The following is a 25028-nucleotide window of genomic DNA, read 5'->3' as shown; positions in this document are numbered from 1 at the left end:
AAATGCAGATATATTATTGTTTATTAAAGTGTTGTCTTACAAAAAAAGCAGGTGGGCTTTTCGTGATTTTCAGGAGAACAAATATGTGACTATTTTATGTAAAAAAAAATTGAAAAGGGATTGATTATCAAAAAATAATATTGTAAGCAAATCTTTTTTTAAGCCTATATCAATTTAACATTAATTTATAATGAAAGAACATCAGTATAATGTAAGAGTCCGCTACGCCGAAACCGATCAGATGGGGGTGGTTTACCACGGTAATTACGCCGTATTTTTTGAGATGGGCCGCGTGGAATGGCTTAGAAACATTGGGTTTTCCTATAAAAAGATGGAAGCAGACGGAATTATGCTCCCGGTCGTTTCCCTGAGCCTAAATTATAAAAAACCGGCGCGCTACGATGATCTCCTTACGGTCAAAACTATTTTCAAAAGTCAGACTTCTGTGAAGATAGAATTCGAGTATGAGATCCATAATGAAGCAGGTGAGTTATTAACAACGGGCAGTTCAATTTTGGTTTTTGTAGATATGAAAACCGGGCGTCCAATAGTGCCTCCAAAACATGTTTCTGAAAAATTAACGGCAATTTTAAACGATTCGAATTAATCGTAAGGAATCATTAAAAAGTGATTGTATTTTAAATCGAAAAATAACAAAAATGCAATTTCAGGAAGAAGCCTTTTTTAGGCTTCTTTTTCTTTTATAGCAACTTCATAAAGTGCGGTAAAAATCTCTAAAATTATTTCCGCATTTTTCTTGCGTACAACAATATCAATTTCACAACTCAGTTCGAATTGCTGGCGGACGATGTTGAGGTTTTTCTCTTTGATGACCCGCATGACTTTATTCATGTTTTTGTAATCAAATGTAATGGTGTAAAGCACGTCTATGGTTTTCTCGATAATAGTGGCCGATTCCAGAGCCATTTGCGCTGTTGTTTTGTAAGCGGTGATTAATCCGCCCACGCCTAATTTTGTGCCGCCAAAATACCGGACGACCACAATGAGCACATTGGTGAGTTCAAAGGACTGGATTTGACCGTATATGGGCATTCCAGCACTATTACTGGGTTCTCCATCATCATTGGCCCGGAAATAAATATGAGGTGCGGTCCCTGTTTGGTAAGCATAACACCAGTGGCGTGCCGAAGTGTGTTCTTTGTGCAGGGCTTCCAAATGGGCTTTTATTTCCTCCTCATTGGTGACCGGGAAAGCATAGCCAAAGAATTTGCTGCTTTTTTCTTTCAATAATACCGCTTCTGTAGGAGCGGCTATCGTATTATATGTATCGTTAATTGTTGGAATCATGTAATAGTGCCGGTTTATACCCGGATAATTTTTTTGCTGAACAATTCGGTAACATCCTCTTCGCCCACTTTGAGGTGCCAGACTTTGAGGCCCAGGGCCTTTGCGGCTTCGATATTTTCTAATTTGTCATCGACAAACAAAGTGCGCTTTGGAGACAGGTCATGTTTGTTGATTACGTAACTGAAAGCTTCGGAATCGGGTGTGCGCTTTCCAATTTCAAAGGAATAGTACACTTTTTCAAAGCAACGGTAGAAATCACCAAAGAAGGAACTGCCAGCCTGGTATTCAAATTCATCTACATGGATCATATCCGCATTGGACAAAATGAAAAGGCGGTAGTTGTTGGATATATTTTGTAAAAACTCCAGTCGCTTCAGGGGGAAATCGGCAATGAATTTCCGCCACGCACTTCGTATGTCATCCAGGGAAGCATTGGGAATGTGTTTCTGAAAACCGGAGAGGAATTTGGCTTCTGTTATTTTGCCTTTTTCAAACCGTTCTGTTAGTTTGGATAAGTCAGTATTCCACTCTTTCAGCCCCAGTTTCTTTAGTGTCTGTATGGTGGTTGCTTTATCTGTATTGATTAAAACATCACCAAAATCAAAGATTATCGTATTGATCATGGTTGTAGTATAGTAAAAGTTGGTCTTTTAAAATCGATTGTTTTTCGCTACAGGGTTTATTTAATGTTGGGGCTTTTGTTCCCTCACCTAAAAATAAATTGCCTTTGAAGACCCGGGCTTCATCCCAGATTCCGGCATCGATGAACGATTGCAGGGTACGTCTTCCTCCTTCAATAATAACAGACTGTATTTCGTGCCGATACAAAATTGCTGCAATTTGTTTTGCCTGATTTTGGGTAAAATCAATGGTTTCGTAGCAAAGATTTTCATGATCGGAAACCAGGCTGTCGGACGTAATTACAATCGTTTTTGTGCTTTTATCCAAAACAAAAGCTGTTGAAGATACAATTTTTTTTCGGTCAATAACAACTCTTACCGGATTTTTTCCTGCCCAGTCCCGAACATTTAACTTAGGATTATCGTCTAAAACGGTCTTTGTCCCTACTAAAATCGCCTGCTCTTCACTACGCCATTTGTGTACTAATTGACGGGAATAGACATTGGTAATCCATACCGGTTTTTTGTCAGTCAGATCCTGAGTATGCCTTGTTTCGCCTTCGGCAGGATGGTGCGGGCTAATAAAGCCGTCCTGGCTTTCGGCCCATTTCAGGATAATATAAGGGCGTTGCTGTTCATGGAAAGTGAAGAAACGTTTATTCAGTGCATTCGCAGCATCTTCTAAAATACCAACAGTGACATTCCTGCCCGATGCTATTAGTTTTTTGATGCCATTACCCGAAACTTGGGCAAAGGGATCAATCGTGCCGATTACTACATTGGGGATATGGTGTTGAATGATCAGGTCGCAGCAAGGTGGGGTCTTTCCAAAATGGCTGCAGGGTTCCAGGCTGACATAAATAGTGGATTTTGAAAGCAGCTTTTTGTCTTTTACCGAATTTATGGCGTTTACTTCAGCGTGCGGTTCGCCGGCTTTTCGATGCCAGCCTTCACCGATAATGGTGTCGTTATAGACAATCACGCTTCCAACCAACGGATTAGGATAGGTCGTTCCCAGGCCATTTTTGGCCAATGCTATACAGCGATCTAAGTATTTTTGATGTATCTTCACGGCACAAAAATAAGTCTTTTAGCGCAAAATGAATACAATACTTATACGTGAAATCCAGTATGCTGATAATCCCGCTATTGCAAAAGTAATCCGGGATGTTTTAGTGGAATTGGGAGTCCCGAAAGTCGGCACCGCATACGCCGATCCTTTTCTGGATACTTTATCAGCAGTATATCAAAATGATAAGTCCGTTTATTTTATAGCAGAACAAGAGGGAAAAATTATCGGGGGAGCTGGTATTGCGCAATTGGAGCACGAGGATCGCCCCATCTGTGAGCTGCAAAAAATGTACCTTCTGACAGAAGCGCGGGGAATGGGAGTCGCAAGCCGGCTGATGGCGGCCTGTCTTGAAAAAGCCAAAGCTTTTGATTATACCTCATGTTACCTGGAGACAATGCCTTACATGGAAGCAGCGCAGCAATTGTACCGAAACTCCGGATTTGTGTACCTGGAAGCGCCGCTTGGGAACACCGGACATTATTCCTGCCCGGTATGGATGCTCAGGAAGCTATAAGATGCTTATTACGATCACTATATAAAATACAAACAACCGAAGCGGATTCGGATACATTACTACACTATGAAAATCAGGACGTATCGTGAAAATTTTATCACCAGATTAGTGCCGGTTCACGGGATTTCAGAAGCCGAAAACTTTTTTTACATGGCGCTGGAAGAATGGCATCACATGAAAAGAGTAGACCTCGCCTTACGGCCTGATGCAGAATTTACAGTGGCGGAAGTGGCCCGATGGGATGCGCTATTAGCCCAACTGAAAGACGAACAGCCTATTCAATACCTATTGGGTAAGGCGCATTTTTACGGATTGGAATTTGAAGTAAACACCAATGTCCTGATACCACGTCCGGAAACAGAAGAGTTGGTGGAATGGATTATCTCCGATACCGAATTTAAACCCAGCCCGACGCTATTGGATATCGGGACCGGAAGTGGTTGTATCGCCATAACATTGGCTAAGAATCTATCCGGAGCAGCAGTTTCGGCAATTGATGTCTCCGTGGGCGCTTTGGAAACAGCCCAACGGAATGCTGCTGCAAATGGTGTTTCTGTCAAATTTTTAGAAAAGGATATTTTGGCTGCGCATGATCTTGGCGAGCAGTATACTGTTATTGTTTCCAATCCGCCCTATATCCGGAATCTGGAAAAAGAGGAGATGAAGCCCAATGTATTGGAACATGAGCCCCATTTGGCGTTGTTTGTTGAAGATGATAATGCCTTGATTTTTTACAGGAAGATCACGCAATTGGCGGTTCGGAACCTCATTGCAGGAGGCAAGCTGTATTTTGAAATTAATCAATACCTTGGGCCTGAGATGATCGGGTTGCTTACCGATTATGGTTTTCAGGACGTAGTGCTTCGTAAAGACATGTATGGAAATGATCGTATGATTTGTGGAACTTTACCAGTGTAATTATTCGTAGCGCAAAGCCTCAATAGGATCGAGTATTGCAGCTTTGATCGCCGGATATAAACCGGAGAAAATAGCAACAATCAAAGTGGTGATCACAGCCGAAAGCATAGCGCCCCACGGAATCACAAAGCTGAAATCCAAAGCCATGGCAATCAGGAACCCGGAGAAGATCCCCAGGAAAATCCCGAGTAATCCACCCAATTGGCCGATAATAAGCGTTTCGGTAAAAAACTGGAGGGCAATCGTAATTTTTTTTGCCCCTAATGATTTCCGGATTCCAATTTCCCGGGTGCGTTCCGTTACCGATACAATCATTATATTCATCAGGGCAATTGATGAGCCAAAAATGGTGATGATTCCAATTACTACTGCAGCTACATCCAGGTATTGTGTAATTTCACCAATACGGTTAATCAGGTCATCACTTCGGATAATACCAAAATTATTCTCTTCTACCGGATTCAGTTTCCGCACTTTTCGCATGGTAATCATCGCATTGTCGATGGCTTCGTTCAGTAATTCATTCTGGCCCGACAACACGCTAATCGAATAGTTAATATTGGGTGCGCTAAATAGGGAGCGAGCCACCTGTATGGGGATCAATACCCGTAAATCCTGGCTGTTGCCAAAAGTAGAACCCTTTTCTTTGAGAACCCCAATAACCCGGAATTTTGCACCACGAATGGAGATCACTTTGTCAATAGAATTAGAGGTATTCCTGAACAGGCCTTTTTCAAAATCCGAACCCACAATACAGGTATAGGTATTATTGTCGATATCCGACTGGGTGAAATTACGGCCTTTCACCATTTCCAGTCCTGAATTCGGCAGGAAGAAATTATCGACACCCATTACTGTAATTTCTGGATCGGTTTTGGCCGATTCATATTTTACTTCCGCCGTAGTCGTCGCGGTAAATGATACCGAAGTATTGGTGTAGGGGAAGTTGTATTTTTCTTTGAATTCTTTGGCTTCGGCGTAGCGGATGGTAGGATTGATCTTCTCGACTTCACCACCGCCCCGGCGCTGGGTCGTCATTTCGTACTGATTAATGTTGAACGTATTGGCTCCCATAGACGCAAAGTCACTGGTAAGGGTATTTTCCAATGCTGCTACCACGGTGAGGATACCGACCAACGCCCAAATCCCGATACTGATAATGAGGACCGTCAGTACCGTTCGTAATAATTGGCTTTTGATGGCACCGAAGGCGATCCGGGTATTTTCCTTAAACAGCTTGAACATAGCGTATGTTTTTTACGGCTCTAAAGTAATGATTTTTTTTGTTGTTCTGCCATCTGTCTGCGATTGCCAATTTAGGATGAATGCGAAAACAGGAACGCATTGGAAAAGATTTATCTATAAAATGAGGCGTTTTAGGCGGAAAAAAGTTTATTTTGTATCAAAATAAAAAATCGCTGTACTTTATAGCCCTTTAAATAAAAAATAAGTAATGAAATCATCGCACTATACTCTTGGTTTTATCCTATTCTGTTTCGCTTTGGCAAATGGGGTACAGGCCCAAAACGGCTCTGTTATCTGGAAAACCGATGCCTATTCCATACATGCCGACGGAGTAAAGCAACATAAGTTTGCCGCGAAAGCTGTTTCTCCTACCGAACTGACTTCAAACTACCAGAGCCCTGTTAATGAATCGGTAAGTTCCGGACTGATATTTAAATTCAGTATTAACGGAAAGGATAATGAGATGAAGTCGGGGGTGAATCATTACTACAATTTCACCACAGGTAACGAGACACCATTAATCCGTTTTGGGGAACTACAAAAAGAAAAAAACACTGGAAAAGAAGTAGCATTAAAGCCTGATAGCCGGCTTAAAGTCCGCCTGGACATGCGCGATGTTTTAAAAGAGCTGAAAAATAAAGGCTATTATACCACATTCAGCGGAGAGAAAATTTTTAAAGAAGATTTTAAAAATGTATATATCGCGGGAGCTACGGCACCCATGGTCTGGGATTTTGACAACCTGTACCAACGTTCCGAACTCCAATTAAGAGATGAAGATGGGGACGGGATTTATGAAACGACCTTAACGTTTAATGCCAAAAAAGACCAAAAGAAAACGGAAGGCACCTGGCAGTTGACGCGGGATCTTTCCGCTTTCCCACAATACAAATCAGATTATGTGCTGACTGATGCCATTTACAATCTGTCTACCGAAGAGATGCTGAATGCCGTTGAAGCAGACAGTACGTTCCGTACCGGCAAAGAGTGGGCGGGCGTATGGACGCGTGATATCAGCTACAGTATCATTTTGTCGATGGCGTACCTGCAGCCTAAAGTTGCGATGAACAGCCTGATGAAAAAAGTAAATGCCAATAAACGCATCATTCAGGATACCGGGACAGGAGGTGCATATCCTGCGTCTACCGATCGTATGGTCTGGGCAATTGCGGCTTATGAAGTATATAAGGCTACCGGCGATAAAAACTGGTTGCAGCAATCGTATACCATTGTTAAGAATTCCATTGAGGATGACCTCAATGTTATTTATGATAAGGAAACCCATTTAGTGCGTGGCGAATCGTCTTTCCTGGACTGGCGGGAACAAACCTATCCAAAATGGATGCAGCCGGCGGATATTTTTGAATCGGAAAATTTAGGGACGAATGCGGTACATTTCCAGGCGAATGTCGTATTGGCTGAAATGGCAACCTTGCTGAATTTTAAAGACATAGCGAAAAAGCACAAACTCATCGCTGCCAATATTAAAATGGGCATCAACGAGCACTTATGGCTAAAAGACAAAGGATATTATGCTCAATACCTATACGGCCGCAATTCGAAAATTGTTTCGCCGCGTGCGGAAGCTTTAGGAGAAGCGCTATGTGTTTTGTATGGTATTGCGGATCTGCAAAAACAACAATCTATCATTGCCAATACTCCGGTGACTGATTATGGTATTTCATGCATTTATCCACAGATCCCGAATATTCCACCGTATCATAACAATGCGGTATGGCCTTTTGTACAGGCCTATTGGGGATTGGCTTCTGCCAAAACCGGAAATGTAACTTCTGTAATGGAATCGATGGCGGCTATTATACGGCCTTCGGCTTTATTTCTTACGAATAAGGAAAATTTTGTAGCGGATAATGGTGATTTTGCCGGTACACAGATCAATTCCAGCAATATGCTGTGGAGTTTAGCGGGTAATTTGGCAATGACTCATAAAATCCTCTTTGGAATGGATTTTCAGGCGGATAAATTGGTTTTGCGCCCTTTCGTACCACAGGAATTAAAAGGAACGCGTACACTGAGTAATTTTAAATACCGCGAAGCCATTTTGGAAATTACGGTAGAAGGATACGGGAATACTATAAAATCATTTACACTGGATGGCAAGGTCGTAACCAGCCCGGAGATATCCCAAAGCCTGAAAGGGCCACATACGGTTAAGATTGTTTTGGATAATATGGCATTTACGAATACGAAAATCAACAAAAGAGACAATGATTTTTCTCCTGCTGCCCCATCAGTAACGTATACCAATGGAGTGCTTTCCTGGAATCCGGTAGAAGGTGCTGTGAATTACAGTGTGCTTAAAAACGGTAAGGAAATCGAGAAAACGGCTAAAACGACAGCAAATGCTGTAAAATTGGGTTACGCAGAATATCAGGTCATTGCAGCGGATGCCAAAGGAGTAACTTCGTTTGCCAGTGAACCGATCGTTGTAGCCGAGGATAAGGCGACCAGTATTTTTGAATTGGAAAACAGTATTGGGAAAGCAGAGTATCCTTATAAAGGATATTCCGGAAATGGTTTTATAGAAACTTCAAAAACGGTAAATCCGACGTTTGATTTTTCTGTAGCGATAGGCGAAACCGGATGGTATGCTGTAGATTTTCATTATGCCAATGGCAATGGACCTACGAATACTGAAAACAAATGTGCGATCCGTACTTTAAAAGAAGGCATTACGACATTGGGAACGTTTGTATTTCCACAACGTGGCGTGAATGAGTGGAGCAACTGGGGATTCAGCAATCCAGTGAAAGTATACCTGACTGCCGGGAAACATGTACTTACCCTGAAACTGGAAACCTTTAATGAAAATATGAATGTAGACATCAATCAGGCGATGCTGGACTATATCCGTATCGTAAAGTTGGATAAAAAATAAAACAGGGCAGGCTTCGGCACTGCAACAGGAATCAGTATAATGTTTGTATCGTGGAGGACTTCCTTCCGGTACAAACATTATTTTTTTTGATGCCATCCCAAAAGAAAATAAGATATTTGCAGGGATTTAAGCAGAACAGCATTATGGCAAAACCAGGCATACCTAAAGGTACCCGCGATTTCTCCCCGATAGAGGTGGCGAAACGCCAGTACATCATCCAGATTATCAAAAGCAACTTCGAAAAATACGGTTTCCAGCCGATAGAAACGCCTTCTTTTGAAAACTCCGATACCCTGATGGGAAAATATGGGGAAGAAGGGGACAGGTTGATTTTTAAAATATTAAATTCCGGCGATTACCTCGCTAAAGCAGACGAAAAGCACTTAACGGATCGCAACAGCCAAAAGTTAACGGCACACATTTCGGAGAAAGCTTTGCGCTATGACCTTACCGTTCCTTTTGCGCGGTATGTCGTACAGCACCAAAATGAAATTGAATTCCCTTTTAAGCGGTACCAGATCCAGCCGGTATGGCGTGCCGATCGTCCTCAAAAAGGACGTTTCCGTGAGTTTTACCAATGCGATGCCGATGTCGTTGGTTCGACCTCATTATGGCAGGAAGTAGAATTGGTACAGCTCTATGATGGTGTTTTTTCGGCACTGGGATTAAAAGGGGTGACTATAAAAATAAACAATCGTAAAATCCTGTCCGGAATTGCTGAGGTGATCGGGGCCAGTGATAAGCTGATTGACTTTACAGTAGCACTGGACAAACTCGATAAAATCGGGGAAGACGGTGTCAAAAAAGAAATGATCGAAAAAGGGATCGCCGAAGCAGCAATTGCCAAAGTACAGCCTTTGTTTAATTTTACCGGGACGATCAGTGAAAAGATCGAAAAGCTTTCGGTATTGTTGGCGGAATCAGAAGAAGGACAAAAAGGCGTCGAAGAACTGCGTTTTATTTGTGAGACGGTAACCGAATTGGGTATGAACGACTCGATCCTGGATCTTGATGTGACGCTGGCACGTGGACTGAATTATTATACCGGAGCCATTTTTGAAGTAGCTCCACCTGCCGGAGTAGCCATGGGCTCTATTGGAGGCGGTGGCCGTTATGATGACCTTACAGGTATCTTCGGACTCAAAAATGTAAGTGGAGTGGGGATCTCTTTTGGACTGGATCGAATTTATCTCGTATTGGAAGAGTTGGGCTTATTCCCGGAAACGGTTTCAGAGACTTCTAAGGCTATTTTCCTGAACTTTGGCAATAAAGAGACCTTGTATGCTATGAACGCGATTAAAAAGCTACGGGCGCAGGGTATTAAGGTCGAATTGTATCCTGATGCGGTTAAACTGGGCAAGCAATTCCAGTATGCGGACAAACGCACGATTGCTTACGCAGTAATTGTGGGAGACCAGGAGATGAACGACCAAAAATATACGGTAAAAAACCTACACACGGGAGAACAGCAGGCGCTGGATTTTACCGCACTTCAGGATTTATTGGAATAAGCATATATTTGTTGACCCGGAAGTTCCATCTTCCGGGTTTTTTATGCTTTGTAGCACAATTGGAAATGCCAGTACTATAGCGAGTTACTGAAGGATGAAAAAAGATTTTTATTTTTTCGGGATTTAAGTTTGCAGCATTTAAATTAAGTTTTATATTTGCACCCGCATTGAACAGCGATGTTCAGCAGACATTTTGGCGAGGTAGCTCAGTCGGTTAGAGCGCAGGATTCATAACCCTGAGGTCGGGAGTTCAAATCTCCCTCTCGCTACAAAGCGTAATCCCACTCCCAACAAGGGGTTACGCTTTTTTTACTTCACTTTCGAAACGTGCAAATTTATCAAACGGCAATGCAGCCGACAATGTAAATTTCACGAACTATGAAAAATTTATTAAATGGTTGCTCATATTCTGATATATGGGTTTCCCCAGAAGATTGGAAAAAAACCACAGCCAAATCATCTTTAAAGAAACCCTGGTACATTCAGTGCTATTTCTTCGATCCCAATTTCAAAAAAAAATTCCCGAGAGGTTTTCCATACAGGAAAAAATTAAATTCATTCAAAACTTTGGATGAGCGTAAAGCAGCAGCTGAATTATATTTAAAAGAAATACCTAAGCTTTTCGAAGATATGGGATATAATCCTATAAGAGATATTTACATGATAAATAAATCCGCTGAGGTAGCTTTATTTGATTTGGGACCGGATAGTTTATTTTGCAATGCGCTTGAATTGGCATTCAATAAAATTAAAATAGCCGATAGTACTCGAAACGATATCAGACAAATATTAGTCCACCTAAAAAAGGCAGCTATCCGTTTGGGGTATGATTTGATACGGGTTGAGGATATAAAGCGTAGGAATATCAAATTGCTTTTTGATGACATGGAAAATAAGGATAAATTTTCGGCTCATAAATTCAATAAATACCGGGGTTACCTGTCCATAATTTATACTTGCTTATTGGAGTATGAAGCCGTTGAGAGCAATATTATAAAAGACATATCGAAACGGAAACAAACAAAAAACATACGTGAAGTACTGACCGATTCTCAGCGAAAAAAAGTGAATGATCATTTAAGAAATAATTATCCGGAGTTTTGGAGGTTCACATTGATATTCTTTCATTCTGGGGGAAGAGTTCGGGAACTACTCGATGTAAAAATTAAAGACGTTGATCTGAAAAATCAAACTTACCGGGTACTAATTAAAAAAGGTTCATCCTATGAATGGGTAGTCCGGGTAATAAAAGATATTTCAGTCGATTTATGGAAAAGGGTCATGTTATCCGGAATCAATGAGGATTATGTTTTCTCGGTTGGATTGGTTCCTGGTCCGCAACGTATCAGGAGGGAACAAATAGGCAGGCGATGGAATGTACATGTGAAAGAAAAATTGAATATAACCGCTGATTTTTATTCATTGAAGCATTTAAATTTGGACGAAACTACTGAAATGTTATCCATGAATGATGCGGCCGCAATGGCAAATCATAAATCTACAAAAATGATTGAAAACCATTACGCAGTTGGGGAGAAGGCCCGGCAGAATGAAAGATTGAAATCTATACGTAACGAATTCGCATAAAAAAACCGCTCTCAATAATTGGGAGCGGTTTTTTTTATGCTAATTTTGGTCTCATCCATCGGGATACCCTGTATATTAAAAAACCAGTAGCAGCTATTACGCAACAGCCCCCGAAACATGAAAGCATTACAACCCATTTAGGCATATATTTCACAGGTATTTCCCGAGTATCTTTAATAATTTCTTTAGTATGCACTGTCGCGTTGTTTATTGTTGTCTGATTATCTGTGGGGCCCACTTTAATTAACGCACGTAGCTCTTTTAAGACATCATCGTACTTCAATTGATATGAGTTATCACCGGATGATTTTGAAGAGTTTAGATTTGAAAGAATTTTACTGACTGCAGAATTCACAGCACTATCAAATTTTTGATCACCGGTTTGGCTTTGAGCAATTTTAAATTTCAAACTATCTATAATCGCTTTATTCCGCTCAATTGTTGTTATACGGTCAGTATTTACAATTACTTCCTTTTGTTCTTCTCTTTTTTCCTTGACTACTTTAGTTGTGCCGCATCCAGTAGCGGTAATCAACATAAAAAAATATAATATATTTTTCATAATTTTTTTTATTATCGTTTTACTTTATCGACAAGAGCATCAATCAATTCTTTAGCTCCTAATTTCGCAGCATCAAATATTGCGACCAATACCTCTTCCATCTTTTTTTGTATTATTTTGCTATTGGAACTCATAAAAGCACATATCGCATAAATCAAAAACTGTTTTAGATGAAAAAACTGATCGAATATTGCATACCCTATTATAGCTATGAAAAAACCGAATACAGCTTCTGACATGAACCAAAAAAAAGTAAGCTTAGTTCCTGAGTAAATTCCTTTAATCACTCTTACGATTACCCCAAACATTACAAATAGTGAAAACATAAAGCCTTCTTTTATCTCCTGGGAGTAATCTTGCCATATTTGGGTTAAAAAATCTTTCATCCATTCCAACGGGCTTTAGTCCCGCGTATATCATAGTGAGTAAATGTCTTGTAAATTCCGATACCGCCCTGTTTCATTTTTCCGGAAGCAATTAATTTTTCAATTCTATCCGCAAGTTGCTTTGGTGTAAAACCTTTGGCGCGAATATCACCGGCATTCCCTTTCGGATGTTGACTATTTAGAGCGCCACCTATCTTTTTATTGTAAGAAGGGGAACGGTACCCGCTATTGATGGTTATTGCCACACCGATATCCTCCCGAAGTACTTCCAAGTTGGCTACTAACTCAATGAGATGAGGTAATATTTCCTTAGGTGTTACGCTGCCATCGTGGCATTCAAATTCTTTTAGTGTAAAATGTTCTGATAAATTCATTGATAAAGGTTTTAGGTTAGTAATGCATTTGGTAAGGGAGCTCGAAGTCTGTAAACATTGGCCGTAGGTTCATAGGTGACATCCTGAACGCGGATGTGAACCATGTTATCTTGAATGTAACAGCCGACTAATCCTTTAATAGAGATTTCGTAATCGGTTAATGAGATTCGGATAAATTTCTCAGGATCCAAAATCCCACTTGGAATAGTTCCGATTACTACATACGCATTAGTTGAACCAAGTCCGGTTTGGGTGATGTTGATATCCAGGATAAACGTGTTTTCCTTAACGCGATATCTGAAAGCGTTTACTGTGAAGTTGCCCGGCAGATTGGTTGGAGTTAAGTTTGTCCAGGCGAAATCCTTTTTTAGAATTACTTGACCAAGATTAACCGCATGATCTTGCGTAATTGCGGCAGGCACCGATACCGGTCTCTGATAATAGCAGTATCCGTCAGGGTGTATACTGTGTACCAAAAGATTAGGGCTGTTCTGATCAACTCGGACAATCGTATCAAAAGTGCCTGTGAAGCTATAGTTGGCAACCTATAAATGCTCTCGGGTATCAGGATTACCTATAGTATTTCGAAAAACTAATTTACCTGTCCTCAGCGATGCAGAGCTCACTTCAGTATTAGTTCTTATTGATCCGACGACGTCGAGCTTGACTGCAGGATTAACAGTCCCAAATCCCCAGTTTCCGTCCGGATTACAATACATTTCGGGAACATAAGAACCTGAGCTGTTACTAATTTGCCTGCTAATAGCAAAATCCCCATATGCTTGGGAATCTCCCTGAACAGACCAAGACCGGGAATCCGTTGCATTAGGATTCGCGATTGTTTTTAAAACTGGCGCGACAATAGAGTTTGTAGTCCTTAATTCGTTTTCAAATATTTTTTGACCTTGTATAGTTTGGTTGCCTGTGGTTCTTACCGTCCCCGGATCAGGGTTGGTCGAAGTAAAAATGGTACCTAATTGTACGCTATCCACCATTGCTTTTAATTGGCTCCCGTCCCATCCAATACGGATAAGATTCCCACCCCAACCGGGAAAGCCTCCGGACACTACCTGTTGCTCATTCATTACCTGATTCAATCCCAGGTATGTTTTTACAGAAATAGCATTTGCCGGAATCCACTTTGAAGTATTGAGGCTTCTGGCCATGATCAAACTGATATCACCCACAGCTGCAGGGGTATCTTCATAGGGAACGCCTCCAAGCCCATTGGATTGTACTGAAACAATGTTCCATATTGATCCCGGAATCGCATTGCCGCCGTTCGTATCAACTTTGTTTGCTTGCAAAGTATTGATCGAGTTGTATTGCGCCAAATTAACATCGTCGATCCCATTAAGGTAAGATTGCAAGCCGGTGATGTTTCCGATTGATAGTATTACAGAAGATATCGGATGCCCCTCAGTATCGCGGAGTTCTAATAAATAAGGGTTGCCGCCATTAAACGCAATGCTTTTTGCCAGGTTAGAAACAAATGCCGACACGGGTACCTCCGATAGTATTTCCCCAGCATCATTTCTTAGCTCCAACATTTCCGTCGCATCATTATAAAAGAAAGTCGTGCCCTCATTATTTAAAAAAGCAACGTTCAATGTGGCCAGAGTGTCTCCGGAACCATTTTGCAAATAGACTTCCTGTGCTGCTTGGTTAGCTATCAGGTTCAACCCATTGATATTATCATATATGTCGGCTAAAAGGGCTATATCCCCATTTTTATTTTGAAATGACTGATTTTTATTTCCGGTGAATCCACCAGAAATCCCGGCTATATTTAATGTACCAGCACCTTTTGCGATTTGAATTAAATTTCTTCTTACTCCGATGTATTCATTTCCACTATTTGCCTGGGCAAATACCCCATTACCAGTAATGGTTGTGTGACATCCGGTTCCTGTGAATTCAGCTGTTTTTGTTGTTGTACTTCCGGCTGTTAATACACTTTCTAAATTTTGAGTACCATTAGATAATAATTCCAGTCTATTTTGCCCTGCTGAATACCTATACTGAGCTATGCCAGAAGGTGGGATAATAATGTCACCCGCAGCATTATTGAAAAACTTTACAAAGTCACCTGCAGCATTATTCTTTAATGTAATATTCACAGTTCCTGAGTTAATAAATGTGAATAATATACCGTCATAAATATTGGAAAGATCTGCAATAAAAGAAACACCTGATACGGACGTGGTATTATTTGTAAAACGAATAGTTGTCCTTTCAAAGAATGAAATTGCGCTAACAATTCCGGGAGTAGTAAAATTAATTTCTCCCTTTTCAATTTTCGGAATATACTTATTTCCAATTTCCGGATCTGTTGGTTGGCTAATTGAATTGTCGGTTATAGTGATTTCAGTAATCCGTAATGTATTGATTGGCGTATTCGGCCTGAAAGCTATTCCTTCACTCTCAGATCCGGATATCCTTTCAATTCCCGAAAATGTATTTACAACTAAAATATCAATACGTGATTTACCTGGGGCAGCAAATGGGATATCGAATACAGTTGCAGTATTTTTTATATATCCGTTACCATTTATTTTCCAAAGTACCGGAGCCGGAATAGTTAGGATATTACCGACGAGTGTTAGATCTCCGATTGATAGAATAGCATTGTTTTCATTCGCAATGTTAGATATGGCATTATATAATTCAGTAAAATTTGAATTACTTTTTATAAATGCATTTCTGTTTCTATCGCCAGTATAATCATTTGGAGAGTTCCCGACATTTATTATTTGTTGTGCCATTATCTTGTTTTTTGCTTAAAAATATTTTCAGTTTAATTTCATTTTCAAGGGTACGCTTGTCAATTTTTGCTTTCATATTTTCTGTGTTTAGAAATACCAACTTCCGTTATTTACTTTTACAGTATTACATCGATCTTTTAACCATTCAGGGAGCCTGTTTTTACAAAGCCATCTTTCCATACGTTGTGCATATACATCGCATTTTGATTTTTCAGACTTGTAGATGTAGTCTAATTCATTTCGGGTAACTGATTCGGTATTTTCAGCTGAGTGTTTATAAATACCTGCATTATCAATCATGTATGCCCCAATAGCGAGGTAGTTTTTTACAGTAGAATGGATCAAATATGGTTTTAGATAGTCATCATACAATGTTTTATAATCACCGTTTAAACCGGCTTCATATTCATTTTCTATTTTACGATAAAGTGAATGTCCAATCAATGGTTCTAAATCCAAAAGTTGAGCATCTTGCATGCATACACGTAATTTATCAATGTCAACATTACCGCCAATTATTGTTTCGGCTTTTAAATCGATTTCTTCTAATAAGTAAACCATCTGATTATTTTTTTGGGTTCAAAAATCCATTGTTTGGCATATCATCCGGAAGCATCGCAACCTTTTTATCATTAACAGGAAGCCTCACTTTTGATCGATCGGCTGGCTCTAATTCATTAATTATTTTTAGCGCTTCATTAACCGAAATATTTTTATTGGTTTTACGCATATAAATTTTACGCATCCAGAAATGACGGCAACGCGGACCTCCTTTATAGAGAAGTATGTCGTATTTGTCCGCGCCATGAGGGCCAAAGCCGGGATTGACTACTTTATCACTGGCGAGGTTAATGTCCTCTATTCGATAGACCTTTCCGGCTTCTACCATTTTTTTACAAAACGTTCTGGTTTTGTCGTGGCTTCTGTTTGGCGCGTATGAATATCGGATCTTAAATAAATCATTGTCTTGCTCGCTGCCTGCATTTGGGAAACTACTTGGAACTTTTGCCAGATTTATCAATTTGTCATTCAAAATATGATGTTCTGAAATTTCTTCGGTTGAAATACATTGCCATTCATCCAAATCTTCTACTTCCCCTAGTTCAATTAAGTAGTCCGAAATTTCATCAACTGAATTCTGGCTACTCATTTCAACGGCTGATGTTTCGGCAGAGGCGGCTTCAGGAACCACGACATCATTCAAATCTAACTGATCTATTTCAAGACTAAGACTGATATCATTTTTCTTCAAAACGTCCTTATATCCTTCTAAAATAAGATTTTGCTTAGGAGATATTACCATTTTCATCAAGTGATCAAATGCCGTTTTCATTTCTTCAGCATTATTTCCAAAACCTGTATTATCTTTGATTCCAAATAGAATAGGAGAGGTTACCCGATGAGATATCATTATTTGCTGTTTCGAATTGTTTGATAAAAACTCATATTGTTTGTGCGCTTCGCTTACTTCTAAGGCTTCTACAGTCGTTTTATTATCCTTATCTGAATTGTAAGATATCACTACCTTTCCCGCGTTATTAGCCCCCGTCAATTGCTTTTTAACTTCCTTTATATGCGCTTTTTTAACCTCTTCCTCAGCATCTCCAACGATATTAATAATGTGTCCGAATGAAAGTCCGTTGTCAATGTGGTTGTTGTAATAGATTTCAAGCTGTTCCTCTGAGTAAGCAGCACGTAAACCCGCGAAATAAGTAGGTACATTAAAAAATACTTTACCAGGTTGGTACGGCTTAATGATGAAAATTGTTTTTTTTACTTTAGTTTTAATATCAAACACGGGTATTTTTACTGCAGGGTAATCTCTTAGTTTACTCCAATTATATGAGAACCAGTAATCTGTTATTACCCCGTTACTATTAGGCAATCCTGGGACTACATTTTGTTTTGGTAAATGGTTTATCTCTACAACGTCATCAGTGGACTTTGAAAGTATGACCTCGAAACAACATTCATTAAATATTGAAAGATCCGTGCAAATGTTTCTATGGTCCGATAGCTTTATGATTGAAAGCATTTGTGCATATTGATCCGGCTTCATAGACCTATCCGGGGCTGTGATAGCTTTTCCGCAAATAAAGTCAGAGTACGAATCAATAATTGTTTTATTGGTAGGACTTCCGTAGTATCTGTCCAAAATATAATTATAGTGGCAATTGTTTGATCCAAAATTCATCCATCCAGATCGACTTTTAATTTCTTCCATCACCGGCACCGGGACGGAACTGAGCTGAAATACTTCTATACTTGATGTAGTATTATCTATTGGTTTTGAATCTGCCATTTTATTTATCTTTTTGTCAATTTGTAATTCTCTAAATCAGTTTGAGCAGTTGAATATCCTTTACCCCGCCATAGTAGTTTTCCAGACGTATCATTGACTGTTATTTCATAACTTCGACCTTCTTTGGTAATAATTTCCAATTCAAAAGTCAAATAACCGTGTGAATAGGATGAGGTAATATTTTCAAATATTGTTTCGGTATTTGTTATTTCTTCCCGAATTATCACATTAACATAATCCGCAGGATTGCGCGGTATTATTACGATTATGTTTGATAATATGTTTGGGTTAAATATCTTCATACATATATAATCGAGTACGTTACATTTGTAGCCAAAAAAAACCACCCTGTATGAGGTGGTTTAAATTTTGAATGATGATATTTTTTTAAACAGATGGTGTGCCATCATCAATATAATCATCAGATACGATTGCTTTTAATGAAGTGATAGCTGCTGTAGACAATAAGGGTGCCGGTTCTCTTTCTTGCGCATTAATTGACATTGTAAAACCGTACATGTCACCTTTTGCTCCACCCGTAACTCTGGTACCACTTGTTTTTTCAGCTCCGTTTTCAGTACCAGATAAAAATATTTTTCCGTTGTAATCTGGAAAAACCGGTCAATTTGACCACCTAATTCCGGAGTAAATTGACCACCCGTTCCGGAGCAAACTGACCACCTAATTCCGGAGCAAATTGACCACCAAGTTTTGTGGTGAATTAAGTATTAAAAACTATTGATTTTTTCATGTTGTTAGAACCATACATTCGTTAAAAATTTACGGATTATGGCAAACAAAATAACAGACATGAGTAAAATTAGAAAAGTAATTAAATTCTATTGTAATGGAAAGAGTAAGTTATTTATAAGTAGCTACTTATCCCTTTCAAGAAATACGGTAAAGAAATATATTTCTTTATTTGAAGTTCTCGAATTAAGCTTTGAATTAATCGACCAAAAAACCGATGCAGAGCTGGAACTTTTATTCTCCCAGACTAGTGTAGAGGCCATTAGCCCGAGATTACAGACACTTTATGATTTTTTTCCTAAAATGGAACGTGAACTAAAAAAAGTTGGCGTTACCGTACAGCATATGTGGGAACAATATATTGCTGTAAATCCTGATGGTTATCGAACTTCACAATTTCATTATCATTACAATATATGGGGCAAACGAGTTAATCCGGTCATGCATATGAACCATAAGGCTGGTGATAAAATGTATGTTGATTATGCCGGAAAGACACTCTCAATTATTGATATAGATACTGGAGAAGTCAAAGAAGTACAATTTTTTGTAGCAATATTGGGCGCTAGCCAATACACGTATGCTGAAGCTTCCATGAGCCAGCAAAAGGAAAACTTTGTTGACTCGGTAGAAAATGCCATGCGCTTTTTTGAAGGCACTCCTGCCGCCATTGTTCCAGATAATTTAAAATCTGCCGTAATAAAAAGCAGTCGTTTTGAACCGACAATCAATGAAACCCTGGCTGATTTAGCAGAACATTACGAAACCACAATTTTACCTGCCAGAGCTTACAGGCCCAGAGACAAGTCACTAGTTGAAGGAGCTGTTAAGATATTATATCGAAGGATTTATGTAACCATAAAAGAAACTAAGTTCTTTTCTCTGGAAGAATTAAACCAGCAGATCTGGGATTTACTTGACTCTCACAATAACAGAAAACTGACAGGACGCCCTTATTCCCGCTTTGAATTATTTTTAGAAGACGAGAAAGAAAAACTGCGTCCACTCCCACAAGATCGTTTTGAAATTAAATACCAGTCTTTTGCAACAGTAATGCAAAACGGTCATGTTCAATTAAGCCAGGACAAAAACTATTACAGCGTTCCGTATCAATATGTAAAGAAGAAAGCCAAGCTGTTATATACCAAATCAACAGTAGAGATTTATTATAAATACAATCGAATAGCTGTACATCCAAGAAACTACAAACCTTATGTCTATACAACAACTCCTGAGCATTTAGCCAGTACACATCAATTTGTAGCCCAATGGAGTGCTGCCCGCTTCATTGAATGGGCTAATAATATTGATGAGTCAGTAGGAGAATATATAATGCAGATAATCGAAAGCAGAAATCATCCAGAACAGGCTTATAAAAGCTGTTTAGGAATACTGAATTTTGAAAAAAAGGTAGGCAGACAGCGATTAATAAATGCCTGCAGGCGGGCACTTGATTTTAAAATTTACAATTTTAAGACCATACAAAACATTTTAGAAAACAACTTGGATCATATTGATTTTGATCAAGAACCTGAGCAGGAACTTCCCGATCACAGTAACATAAGAGGAAAACACTATTATAACTAAATTAAATCTTGAAAAAATGAATGAATCCACAGTAACCAAAATGAAACAAATGAAGCTTTATGGCATGTTTAATGCTTTTAAAACAGCCATTGAAAGCGGGAAAACAGATCATTATACCCTTGACCAGTTTGTATCGATGATTATTGATGCAGAATGGGATGAAAGGTACAATCGTCGTATTGAACGAAGTATCACTAATGCCAAATTCCATTACAAATCAAATATTGAAAGTATCAATTTTGATGTATCACGTAACCTGGACCGAAACATGGTACTGCGTCTGGCAGAATGCGAATTTATAGAGAAAAACGAAAACATTTTAATCACTGGAAGCACCGGTGTCGGTAAAAGTTATTTAGGTACTGCATTAGGTTATCAAGCCTGTATACAGGGTTTTAAGGTAAGTTATTTTAATACCTCAAAATTGTTCGCTAGACTAAAAATGGCTAAAGCAGATGGTACTTATCTACGGGAACTTACCAAAATACAAAGACAGGATGTTATAATACTTGATGATTTTGGACTCCAGGCACTTGACAGCCATAACCGAATTACTCTTTTAGAGATCATAGAGGACAGGCATAATAACGGCTCTATAATCGTGACATCACAAATACCAGTTCAAGGCTGGTATGATATAATTGGAGAAAAAACGATAGCCGATGCAATATTAGACAGACTTATACACCAATCTCATAGGCTTGAATTACATGGAGAATCCATGAGAAAGAAAAGAGGAATAAACAAAGAGTGATATTTTATTATATTTGAATACTAATTAACAGATGAAAAAATATAGTTTTTAATCAAAACGGAGGTGCTCACTTTGCACCGGAATTAGGTGGTCATTTTGAACTGGAATCAGGTGCTCACTTTAAAACGGAATGGGGTGATCAATATAACCGGAATTTGCAGTCAGGCATGTTATTTTTCATTACCATGAAATCGTACTTAATCTTTTTCTCAGTGAACGAAATACCGTAGGCATTGGCTGTAACTGGTTTTTCCCTGGTGATCCAAAACATATCTACCATATCCCAAATGGAAACTTCCGGCGTGGCTGGGTTCTGACTGTTTAAATACATTTCTAATCGTGAAACCCCTGTTTTTGGATGCGGCGCAGCGTTCCATTGTTCCCGGCGTTGTTTGTACACTTGTTTCACCTCGTCGAGGGATGGAAGGTTTTTAACATTGTCCAGGATAAATTCCATATTTGCCCGCGATTCCAGCTTTTTGGTGGTAATATTCATCCCAGTAAAAAACCAGTCTCTTTTCAAGTATTCCGCCTGGAATCTTCCGAACGCGTTTTCAATTGTTTTAGACTTACCGTTGTAAGGCTGCGTTTTATTGGTAATTCTTGAAATCTTACTTAAAAAGCTTGATGCCTCTAACTTACCGTGGCCGCCCTGGTTGTCAAACTTGATTTCGTATGGCTTGTGGCCTGCCGTTTGTAAAGCCATTTTAAAGGCAAAATACTGGGCTTCGTAATCTTCTGTTTGGCTAATGTGGTAACCAACAAAAACCTCACTGTAAGTGTCGAAAACCTCGTAAACCTGGCACGTTTTCATTTTTCCGTTTTCCAAATAGTAGTAATTCAACTTTGTACCATCTGAGTACCATAGAGAATCGCGCATACTTGGTAATTTGGTTGAATGCTGATAGGTGTACTTTTCTTTTGCTTTCAATTCCCCGTATCGGTACCCATACCAAAGGGCTTCTATTTTCGGGTCTTGGAGAAAATTCCGCAGGGATAGTTCCGTTTTTAGCGTCGGCCAGTCTAAACCGGTAGCATGTTCGTTGTAATCCCTCAGTAATTGTGCGAAACTTGCGCATTTCCTTACTCTATCACTCCAGCGGGCTAAAACCCAGCTTTTTGCCACGTCGGCCAGCTTTTCCGAATTTTTATGACAAAATCCTTTATGTATCAGGCTTACATATCCCTCAACGTTGTAAATCTTATACCGATCCTGTAACCTTCTTTCATTTGCTGGCAAAGAATGCGGCCACGTGTGGCGAGGTAATTCCTGTACAATTGTTGTGATCTTTTCCCAGGGTTTCACTTTTGAACCTAATGCCTTTCGTTTGCTCATTGTCGATTCCAAAATCGTTTTAATGGCATTTAGTACTTCGGCGTTGGCGATATACTCTTTTATATTCTTGTCAGGCAGTGGGTCGTTACTGTCAAGCGTATAGTTGTTAAAGAAGTCGACCGCGTTTTGATCAGTTTTAAGGTAGTCACTAAAATGTATGTGCTTTGCTCTTTCCGTTGGATCGCCAACAAGGGCGATGATCTTTTCTTTTATATCGGGGCGGATCGTTTCGTACTCTATCAGTGCGACCCTTCCATTTCCCCCGCGCTGCATCCTTTTAATTTGCCCCCTTAGTATTAGGCTATCAACATTTGGCTTTGTTAATATACCTTCTTCTATCAGCCAGGCTGCCTGTACGCATAAAATGTTGTTGTTATAGTATTCGAACATTTTTTGGTTGATTTAGTTATCATTAATAAGTTTGGTAATGATTGGTGCTGCGGCTTCGTCGATTTGCTTTGCTACTTCCTCGTATTCGGAAATAATTTTTGACGGTACTACACCTATTCGAACACCTCTTAAACATTTTCTTATGTAGTCAATACTTACACCATATTTATTTTCGAGGGCATTGAGTATTTCCGTATTGTAATTATTCCTTTTTTGTGTTTCTTTGTTCATGTGGTTTGTCTTTTGTACAGGACAAATGTAGTAAATAAATCTTCTAATAAACAAAATTAAAGTGGATAAATCTACCAATATTAAAGAAAGAATACTTCAAATAGCTGATTATAAAAAGATTAGCAAAGAGAAATTTTTTGAGTCTATAGGTATGACCTACGGTAATTTTAAAGGAAAATCGAAACAAACACCTATTAATTCAAATGCTATAGTAGAAATATTGACCATTTATCCTGATATAAACATTGAATGGTTAATGACCGGTAGAGGCGAAATAATCGTAAATGACGACAAAAAAGCAGAGGAGGTAAATATAATTACCCCCTCGAATGAAGTATTTTTACATAAAAACGGAAGTAGTCAGGTGCCAAAAGTGGTCACGGTTGATAACAGTGGAAAGGAAAATATAGTACTGGTTCCTGTAAAAGCTGCTGCTGGTTATTTGAATGGTTTTGGTGATCCGGAATTTATACAAAGCTTACCTACATATTCAATACCTAATATTCAGAACGGGGTTTTTAGAATGTTTCAGGTTAATGGACATTCAATGTACCCAACCCTACACAGTGGGGCTTATGTAGTAGGCCAATTTGTAGAAAATTGGATAAAGGACATAAAGGACGATCGAGTTTTTATACTTGTGTCCAAAAATGAAGGTATAGTTATTAAGCGTTGTCTGAACCGTATTTCAAAGTATGGTACAATATATTGTAAAAGTGACAATAGGCGCGAATACCCCAGTTTCGCTATGGCACCAAGTGAAATATTAGAAGTATGGGAGTTTAAAATGGCATTAACCTGGGAACTTTCCAATCCTGCTGATATATACGAGAGAATTAACGATTTAGAAGCCAAAGTTAATTTTTTAGAGAGTAGAAGTAAATAACATAATGCTAATGAACTAAATAACAGGTGTTTAACAAAACATTGTCGATGCTTAGTAGGTACATAAGTAGGTACTTAAAGCCTAAAACACATCATTTATGATCTGTTTTAGGCTTTTTCTATATCTTTTAAACTGTTAAATTTAGGTTTTTTGAATGCCCAACTGAATGCCCAACTGAATGCCCAACTGAATGCGCAAATCAATATTTTACATTTTTAACCCACTTTTCAAAGCATAAAAAAGCCTCTGTAAAGAGGCGTAAATAAACTAAGCCACTCATAAGGTCTTATACACTTTAAAACCCCCTAAAACTCCGATTTATCAGTGTTTTAGGGGGTTTTAACATGGGTTACATTGGCTCAATGGTAGTATTTAAACAGTACTGAACCTTTTTATAAATCTAAATGGTAGTATAATAGTAGTATATGGTAGTATATGTACAATTCATTATTTTTTTGATTTTGACCTTTTTTATTGTCAAGTCCTTATTTTACTGGGTTTTTCGACCTTTTTTATTTAATGTCTTTTTGTACAATTCATTTTATAGCCCTTATACGATGAGGTTGCCAAAGGGGCTTTCGGCAAAACTATAATTGATCACCAGGTTTTTACCGTTGTGTTTGTATTCAGCCGGGGTCATGCCTTCAATAGAAACAAAAAGATCATGAAGGCGGCTCGTTCCCGATAGTCCGGTGTCATAAGCGGCATCGGATAAGGATGCCTGATTTTCCTTCAGAAGTTTTTTGGCATGTTCGATACTGATAAATTGTAAAAATTTTTTAGGGCTTGTTCCGGCCCATTCCGTGAACAGCCGCTGGAAATGAAATGGGCTCAAATGTACTTTTTCGGCTACTTCATCCAAATTGGGCTGTGTTTTGAAATTCTCGCTGATATAGTCAATTGCTGCGGCAATACGATTATAATTAATGATTTCCTGTTCGTTCATTGTCTTGTGCTTTAGGACTACAAAGATCTGCATGCGATGCCACGATTGCAATCCGAAACTTGCGGTAATGCAATAATGATGGATA

The 25028-nt window shown here is 39.1% G+C and carries 22 protein-coding genes, 1 tRNA gene and 1 pseudogene; 10 read left to right on the top strand and 14 right to left on the bottom strand.

Annotated features, from left to right (window positions below; genetic code table 11):
• Window positions 1-190: 190 nt before the first annotated feature.
• Entirely contained in the window at window positions 191-607 is a 417-nt protein-coding gene (locus FK004_RS19120; RefSeq protein ID WP_108738688.1) for an acyl-CoA thioesterase, read from the top strand.
• A 77-nt stretch (window positions 608-684) separates the two neighbouring features.
• On the opposite strand, the gene FK004_RS19115 is transcribed toward FK004_RS19120, so the two are convergent.
• The 3 genes from FK004_RS19115 to ribD are packed head-to-tail and all read right to left on the bottom strand — an operon-like array spanning window position 685 to window position 3000.
• Window positions 685-1308 carry an IMPACT family protein gene (locus FK004_RS19115; RefSeq protein WP_108738687.1) on the bottom strand — a complete coding sequence of 208 codons (624 nt, stop codon included), beginning with the start codon at window positions 1306-1308 and terminating at the stop codon, window positions 685-687.
• Window positions 1309-1322: 14 nt separating this feature from the next.
• Window positions 1323-1931 (bottom strand): HAD family hydrolase, encoded by a 609-nt coding sequence (locus FK004_RS19110; RefSeq protein ID WP_108738686.1) that lies wholly within the window; start codon window positions 1929-1931, stop codon window positions 1323-1325.
• On the bottom strand, window positions 1909-3000 hold the full coding sequence (gene ribD, locus FK004_RS19105) for a bifunctional diaminohydroxyphosphoribosylaminopyrimidine deaminase/5-amino-6-(5-phosphoribosylamino)uracil reductase RibD (RefSeq protein WP_108738685.1): 1092 nt from the start codon (window positions 2998-3000) through the stop codon (window positions 1909-1911). The genes FK004_RS19110 and ribD overlap by 23 nt, the downstream gene beginning before the upstream one ends.
• Window positions 3001-3028: 28 nt before the next feature.
• On the opposite strand from ribD, the gene FK004_RS19100 reads away from it, so the two are divergent.
• Window positions 3029-3514, top strand: coding sequence for a GNAT family N-acetyltransferase (locus FK004_RS19100; protein WP_108738684.1), 486 nt, complete (start codon window positions 3029-3031; stop codon window positions 3512-3514).
• Between the two features lie 66 nt (window positions 3515-3580).
• Window positions 3581-4432, top strand: coding sequence for a peptide chain release factor N(5)-glutamine methyltransferase (prmC, locus tag FK004_RS19095; protein WP_108738683.1), 852 nt, complete (start codon window positions 3581-3583; stop codon window positions 4430-4432).
• Here prmC and FK004_RS19090 read toward each other — a convergent pair whose 3' ends face one another.
• Window positions 4433-5677 (bottom strand): ABC transporter permease, encoded by a 1245-nt coding sequence (locus tag FK004_RS19090; protein ID WP_108738682.1) that lies wholly within the window; start codon window positions 5675-5677, stop codon window positions 4433-4435.
• 208 nt (window positions 5678-5885) lie between these two features.
• Here FK004_RS19090 and FK004_RS19085 point away from each other — a divergent pair, with 208 nt between their 5' ends.
• The 4 genes from FK004_RS19085 (at window position 5886) to FK004_RS19070 (ending at window position 11674) form a co-directional block, all read left to right on the top strand.
• Window positions 5886-8576 (top strand): alpha-L-rhamnosidase-related protein, encoded by a 2691-nt coding sequence (locus FK004_RS19085; RefSeq protein ID WP_108738681.1) that lies wholly within the window; start codon window positions 5886-5888, stop codon window positions 8574-8576.
• Between the two features lie 140 nt (window positions 8577-8716).
• Window positions 8717-10087 carry a histidine--tRNA ligase gene (hisS, locus tag FK004_RS19080; RefSeq protein ID WP_170108589.1) on the top strand — a complete coding sequence of 457 codons (1371 nt, stop codon included), beginning with the start codon at window positions 8717-8719 and terminating at the stop codon, window positions 10085-10087.
• A 195-nt stretch (window positions 10088-10282) separates the two neighbouring features.
• Window positions 10283-10356: transfer RNA gene (locus FK004_RS19075), tRNA-Met, on the top strand.
• A gap of 109 nt (window positions 10357-10465) precedes the next feature.
• Window positions 10466-11674, top strand: a complete 1209-nt coding sequence (locus FK004_RS19070; protein ID WP_108738680.1) for a tyrosine-type recombinase/integrase — start codon at window positions 10466-10468, stop codon at window positions 11672-11674.
• Window positions 11675-11708: 34 nt separating this feature from the next.
• Here the strand turns inward: FK004_RS19070 and FK004_RS19065 are convergent, their stop codons facing one another.
• From FK004_RS19065 to FK004_RS19035, 7 genes are all read right to left on the bottom strand, one after another.
• The gene (locus FK004_RS19065) at window positions 11709-12236 is read right to left on the bottom strand and encodes a hypothetical protein (protein ID WP_108738679.1); all 528 of its coding nucleotides are present in this window, start codon (window positions 12234-12236) and stop codon (window positions 11709-11711) included.
• An 11-nt stretch (window positions 12237-12247) separates the two neighbouring features.
• Entirely contained in the window at window positions 12248-12622 is a 375-nt protein-coding gene (locus FK004_RS19060; protein WP_108737527.1) for a hypothetical protein, read from the bottom strand.
• A complete protein-coding gene (locus FK004_RS19055; protein WP_108737528.1) occupies window positions 12619-12996 on the bottom strand; it encodes a YcbK family protein in 378 nt (125 codons plus the stop codon). Before FK004_RS19055 ends, FK004_RS19060 begins: the two co-directional genes overlap by 4 nt.
• A gap of 11 nt (window positions 12997-13007) precedes the next feature.
• Window positions 13008-13472, bottom strand: coding sequence for a hypothetical protein (locus tag FK004_RS19050; RefSeq protein ID WP_108738678.1), 465 nt, complete (start codon window positions 13470-13472; stop codon window positions 13008-13010).
• Window positions 13473-13541: 69 nt separating this feature from the next.
• Window positions 13542-15761 (bottom strand): autotransporter outer membrane beta-barrel domain-containing protein, encoded by a 2220-nt coding sequence (locus FK004_RS19045; RefSeq protein WP_108738677.1) that lies wholly within the window; start codon window positions 15759-15761, stop codon window positions 13542-13544.
• A gap of 87 nt (window positions 15762-15848) precedes the next feature.
• On the bottom strand, window positions 15849-16322 hold the full coding sequence (locus FK004_RS19040) for a DUF6712 family protein (protein WP_108738676.1): 474 nt from the start codon (window positions 16320-16322) through the stop codon (window positions 15849-15851).
• A 4-nt stretch (window positions 16323-16326) separates the two neighbouring features.
• Window positions 16327-18063 (bottom strand): phage portal family protein, encoded by a 1737-nt coding sequence (locus tag FK004_RS19035; RefSeq protein ID WP_108738675.1) that lies wholly within the window; start codon window positions 18061-18063, stop codon window positions 16327-16329.
• 789 nt (window positions 18064-18852) lie between these two features.
• Here FK004_RS19035 and istA point away from each other — a divergent pair.
• Complete coding sequence (istA, locus tag FK004_RS19025) at window positions 18853-20400, top strand: IS21 family transposase (protein ID WP_108735486.1); 1548 nt, start codon at window positions 18853-18855, stop codon at window positions 20398-20400.
• A 16-nt stretch (window positions 20401-20416) separates the two neighbouring features.
• A complete protein-coding gene (istB, locus tag FK004_RS19020) occupies window positions 20417-21154 on the top strand; it encodes an IS21-like element helper ATPase IstB (protein ID WP_056251131.1) in 738 nt (245 codons plus the stop codon).
• Between the two features lie 139 nt (window positions 21155-21293).
• On the opposite strand, the gene FK004_RS19015 is transcribed toward istB, so the two are convergent.
• Together FK004_RS19015 and FK004_RS19010 are read right to left on the bottom strand one after the other, a co-directional pair.
• Window positions 21294-22880 carry a kinase gene (locus tag FK004_RS19015; RefSeq protein ID WP_108738673.1) on the bottom strand — a complete coding sequence of 529 codons (1587 nt, stop codon included), beginning with the start codon at window positions 22878-22880 and terminating at the stop codon, window positions 21294-21296.
• A gap of 12 nt (window positions 22881-22892) precedes the next feature.
• Window positions 22893-23111 (bottom strand): hypothetical protein, encoded by a 219-nt coding sequence (locus tag FK004_RS19010; RefSeq protein WP_108738672.1) that lies wholly within the window; start codon window positions 23109-23111, stop codon window positions 22893-22895.
• 61 nt (window positions 23112-23172) lie between these two features.
• Between FK004_RS19010 and FK004_RS19005 the strand changes: the two genes are divergently transcribed.
• Entirely contained in the window at window positions 23173-23997 is an 825-nt protein-coding gene (locus FK004_RS19005; protein ID WP_108738671.1) for a S24 family peptidase, read from the top strand.
• A 553-nt stretch (window positions 23998-24550) separates the two neighbouring features.
• Here the strand turns inward: FK004_RS19005 and FK004_RS19000 are convergent.
• Window positions 24551-24943: pseudogene (locus FK004_RS19000) on the bottom strand (helix-turn-helix domain-containing protein); the annotation flags it as partial.
• Between the last annotated feature and the right edge of the window lie 85 nt (window positions 24944-25028).

This window comes from Flavobacterium kingsejongi (assembly GCF_003076475.1).
Classification (GTDB): domain Bacteria; phylum Bacteroidota; class Bacteroidia; order Flavobacteriales; family Flavobacteriaceae; genus Flavobacterium; species Flavobacterium kingsejongi.
Note: the sequence above shows the minus strand (reverse complement) of the source record. Positions and strands in the feature narration are given on the sequence as shown.

What these genes read in the sequence shown, in the direction of transcription:
- FK004_RS19120 (WP_108738688.1), top strand. Translation starts at nt 191, where the DNA reads ATGAAAGAACATCAGTATAATGTAAGAGTCCGCTACGCCGAAACCGAT.
- FK004_RS19115 (WP_108738687.1), bottom strand. Translation starts at nt 1,308, where the DNA reads ATGATTCCAACAATTAACGATACATATAATACGATAGCCGCTCCTACA.
- FK004_RS19110 (WP_108738686.1), bottom strand. Translation starts at nt 1,931, where the DNA reads ATGATCAATACGATAATCTTTGATTTTGGTGATGTTTTAATCAATACA.
- FK004_RS19100 (WP_108738684.1), top strand. Translation starts at nt 3,029, where the DNA reads ATGAATACAATACTTATACGTGAAATCCAGTATGCTGATAATCCCGCT.
- prmC (WP_108738683.1), top strand. Translation starts at nt 3,581, where the DNA reads ATGAAAATCAGGACGTATCGTGAAAATTTTATCACCAGATTAGTGCCG.
- FK004_RS19090 (WP_108738682.1), bottom strand. Translation starts at nt 5,677, where the DNA reads ATGTTCAAGCTGTTTAAGGAAAATACCCGGATCGCCTTCGGTGCCATC.
- FK004_RS19085 (WP_108738681.1), top strand. Translation starts at nt 5,886, where the DNA reads ATGAAATCATCGCACTATACTCTTGGTTTTATCCTATTCTGTTTCGCT.
- FK004_RS19070 (WP_108738680.1), top strand. Translation starts at nt 10,466, where the DNA reads ATGAAAAATTTATTAAATGGTTGCTCATATTCTGATATATGGGTTTCC.
- FK004_RS19065 (WP_108738679.1), bottom strand. Translation starts at nt 12,236, where the DNA reads ATGAAAAATATATTATATTTTTTTATGTTGATTACCGCTACTGGATGC.
- FK004_RS19060 (WP_108737527.1), bottom strand. Translation starts at nt 12,622, where the DNA reads ATGAAAGATTTTTTAACCCAAATATGGCAAGATTACTCCCAGGAGATA.
- FK004_RS19055 (WP_108737528.1), bottom strand. Translation starts at nt 12,996, where the DNA reads ATGAATTTATCAGAACATTTTACACTAAAAGAATTTGAATGCCACGAT.
- FK004_RS19045 (WP_108738677.1), bottom strand. Translation starts at nt 15,761, where the DNA reads ATGGCACAACAAATAATAAATGTCGGGAACTCTCCAAATGATTATACT.
- FK004_RS19040 (WP_108738676.1), bottom strand. Translation starts at nt 16,322, where the DNA reads ATGGTTTACTTATTAGAAGAAATCGATTTAAAAGCCGAAACAATAATT.
- FK004_RS19035 (WP_108738675.1), bottom strand. Translation starts at nt 18,063, where the DNA reads ATGGCAGATTCAAAACCAATAGATAATACTACATCAAGTATAGAAGTA.
- istA (WP_108735486.1), top strand. Translation starts at nt 18,853, where the DNA reads ATGGCAAACAAAATAACAGACATGAGTAAAATTAGAAAAGTAATTAAA.
- istB (WP_056251131.1), top strand. Translation starts at nt 20,417, where the DNA reads ATGAATGAATCCACAGTAACCAAAATGAAACAAATGAAGCTTTATGGC.
- FK004_RS19015 (WP_108738673.1), bottom strand. Translation starts at nt 22,880, where the DNA reads ATGTTCGAATACTATAACAACAACATTTTATGCGTACAGGCAGCCTGG.
- FK004_RS19010 (WP_108738672.1), bottom strand. Translation starts at nt 23,111, where the DNA reads ATGAACAAAGAAACACAAAAAAGGAATAATTACAATACGGAAATACTC.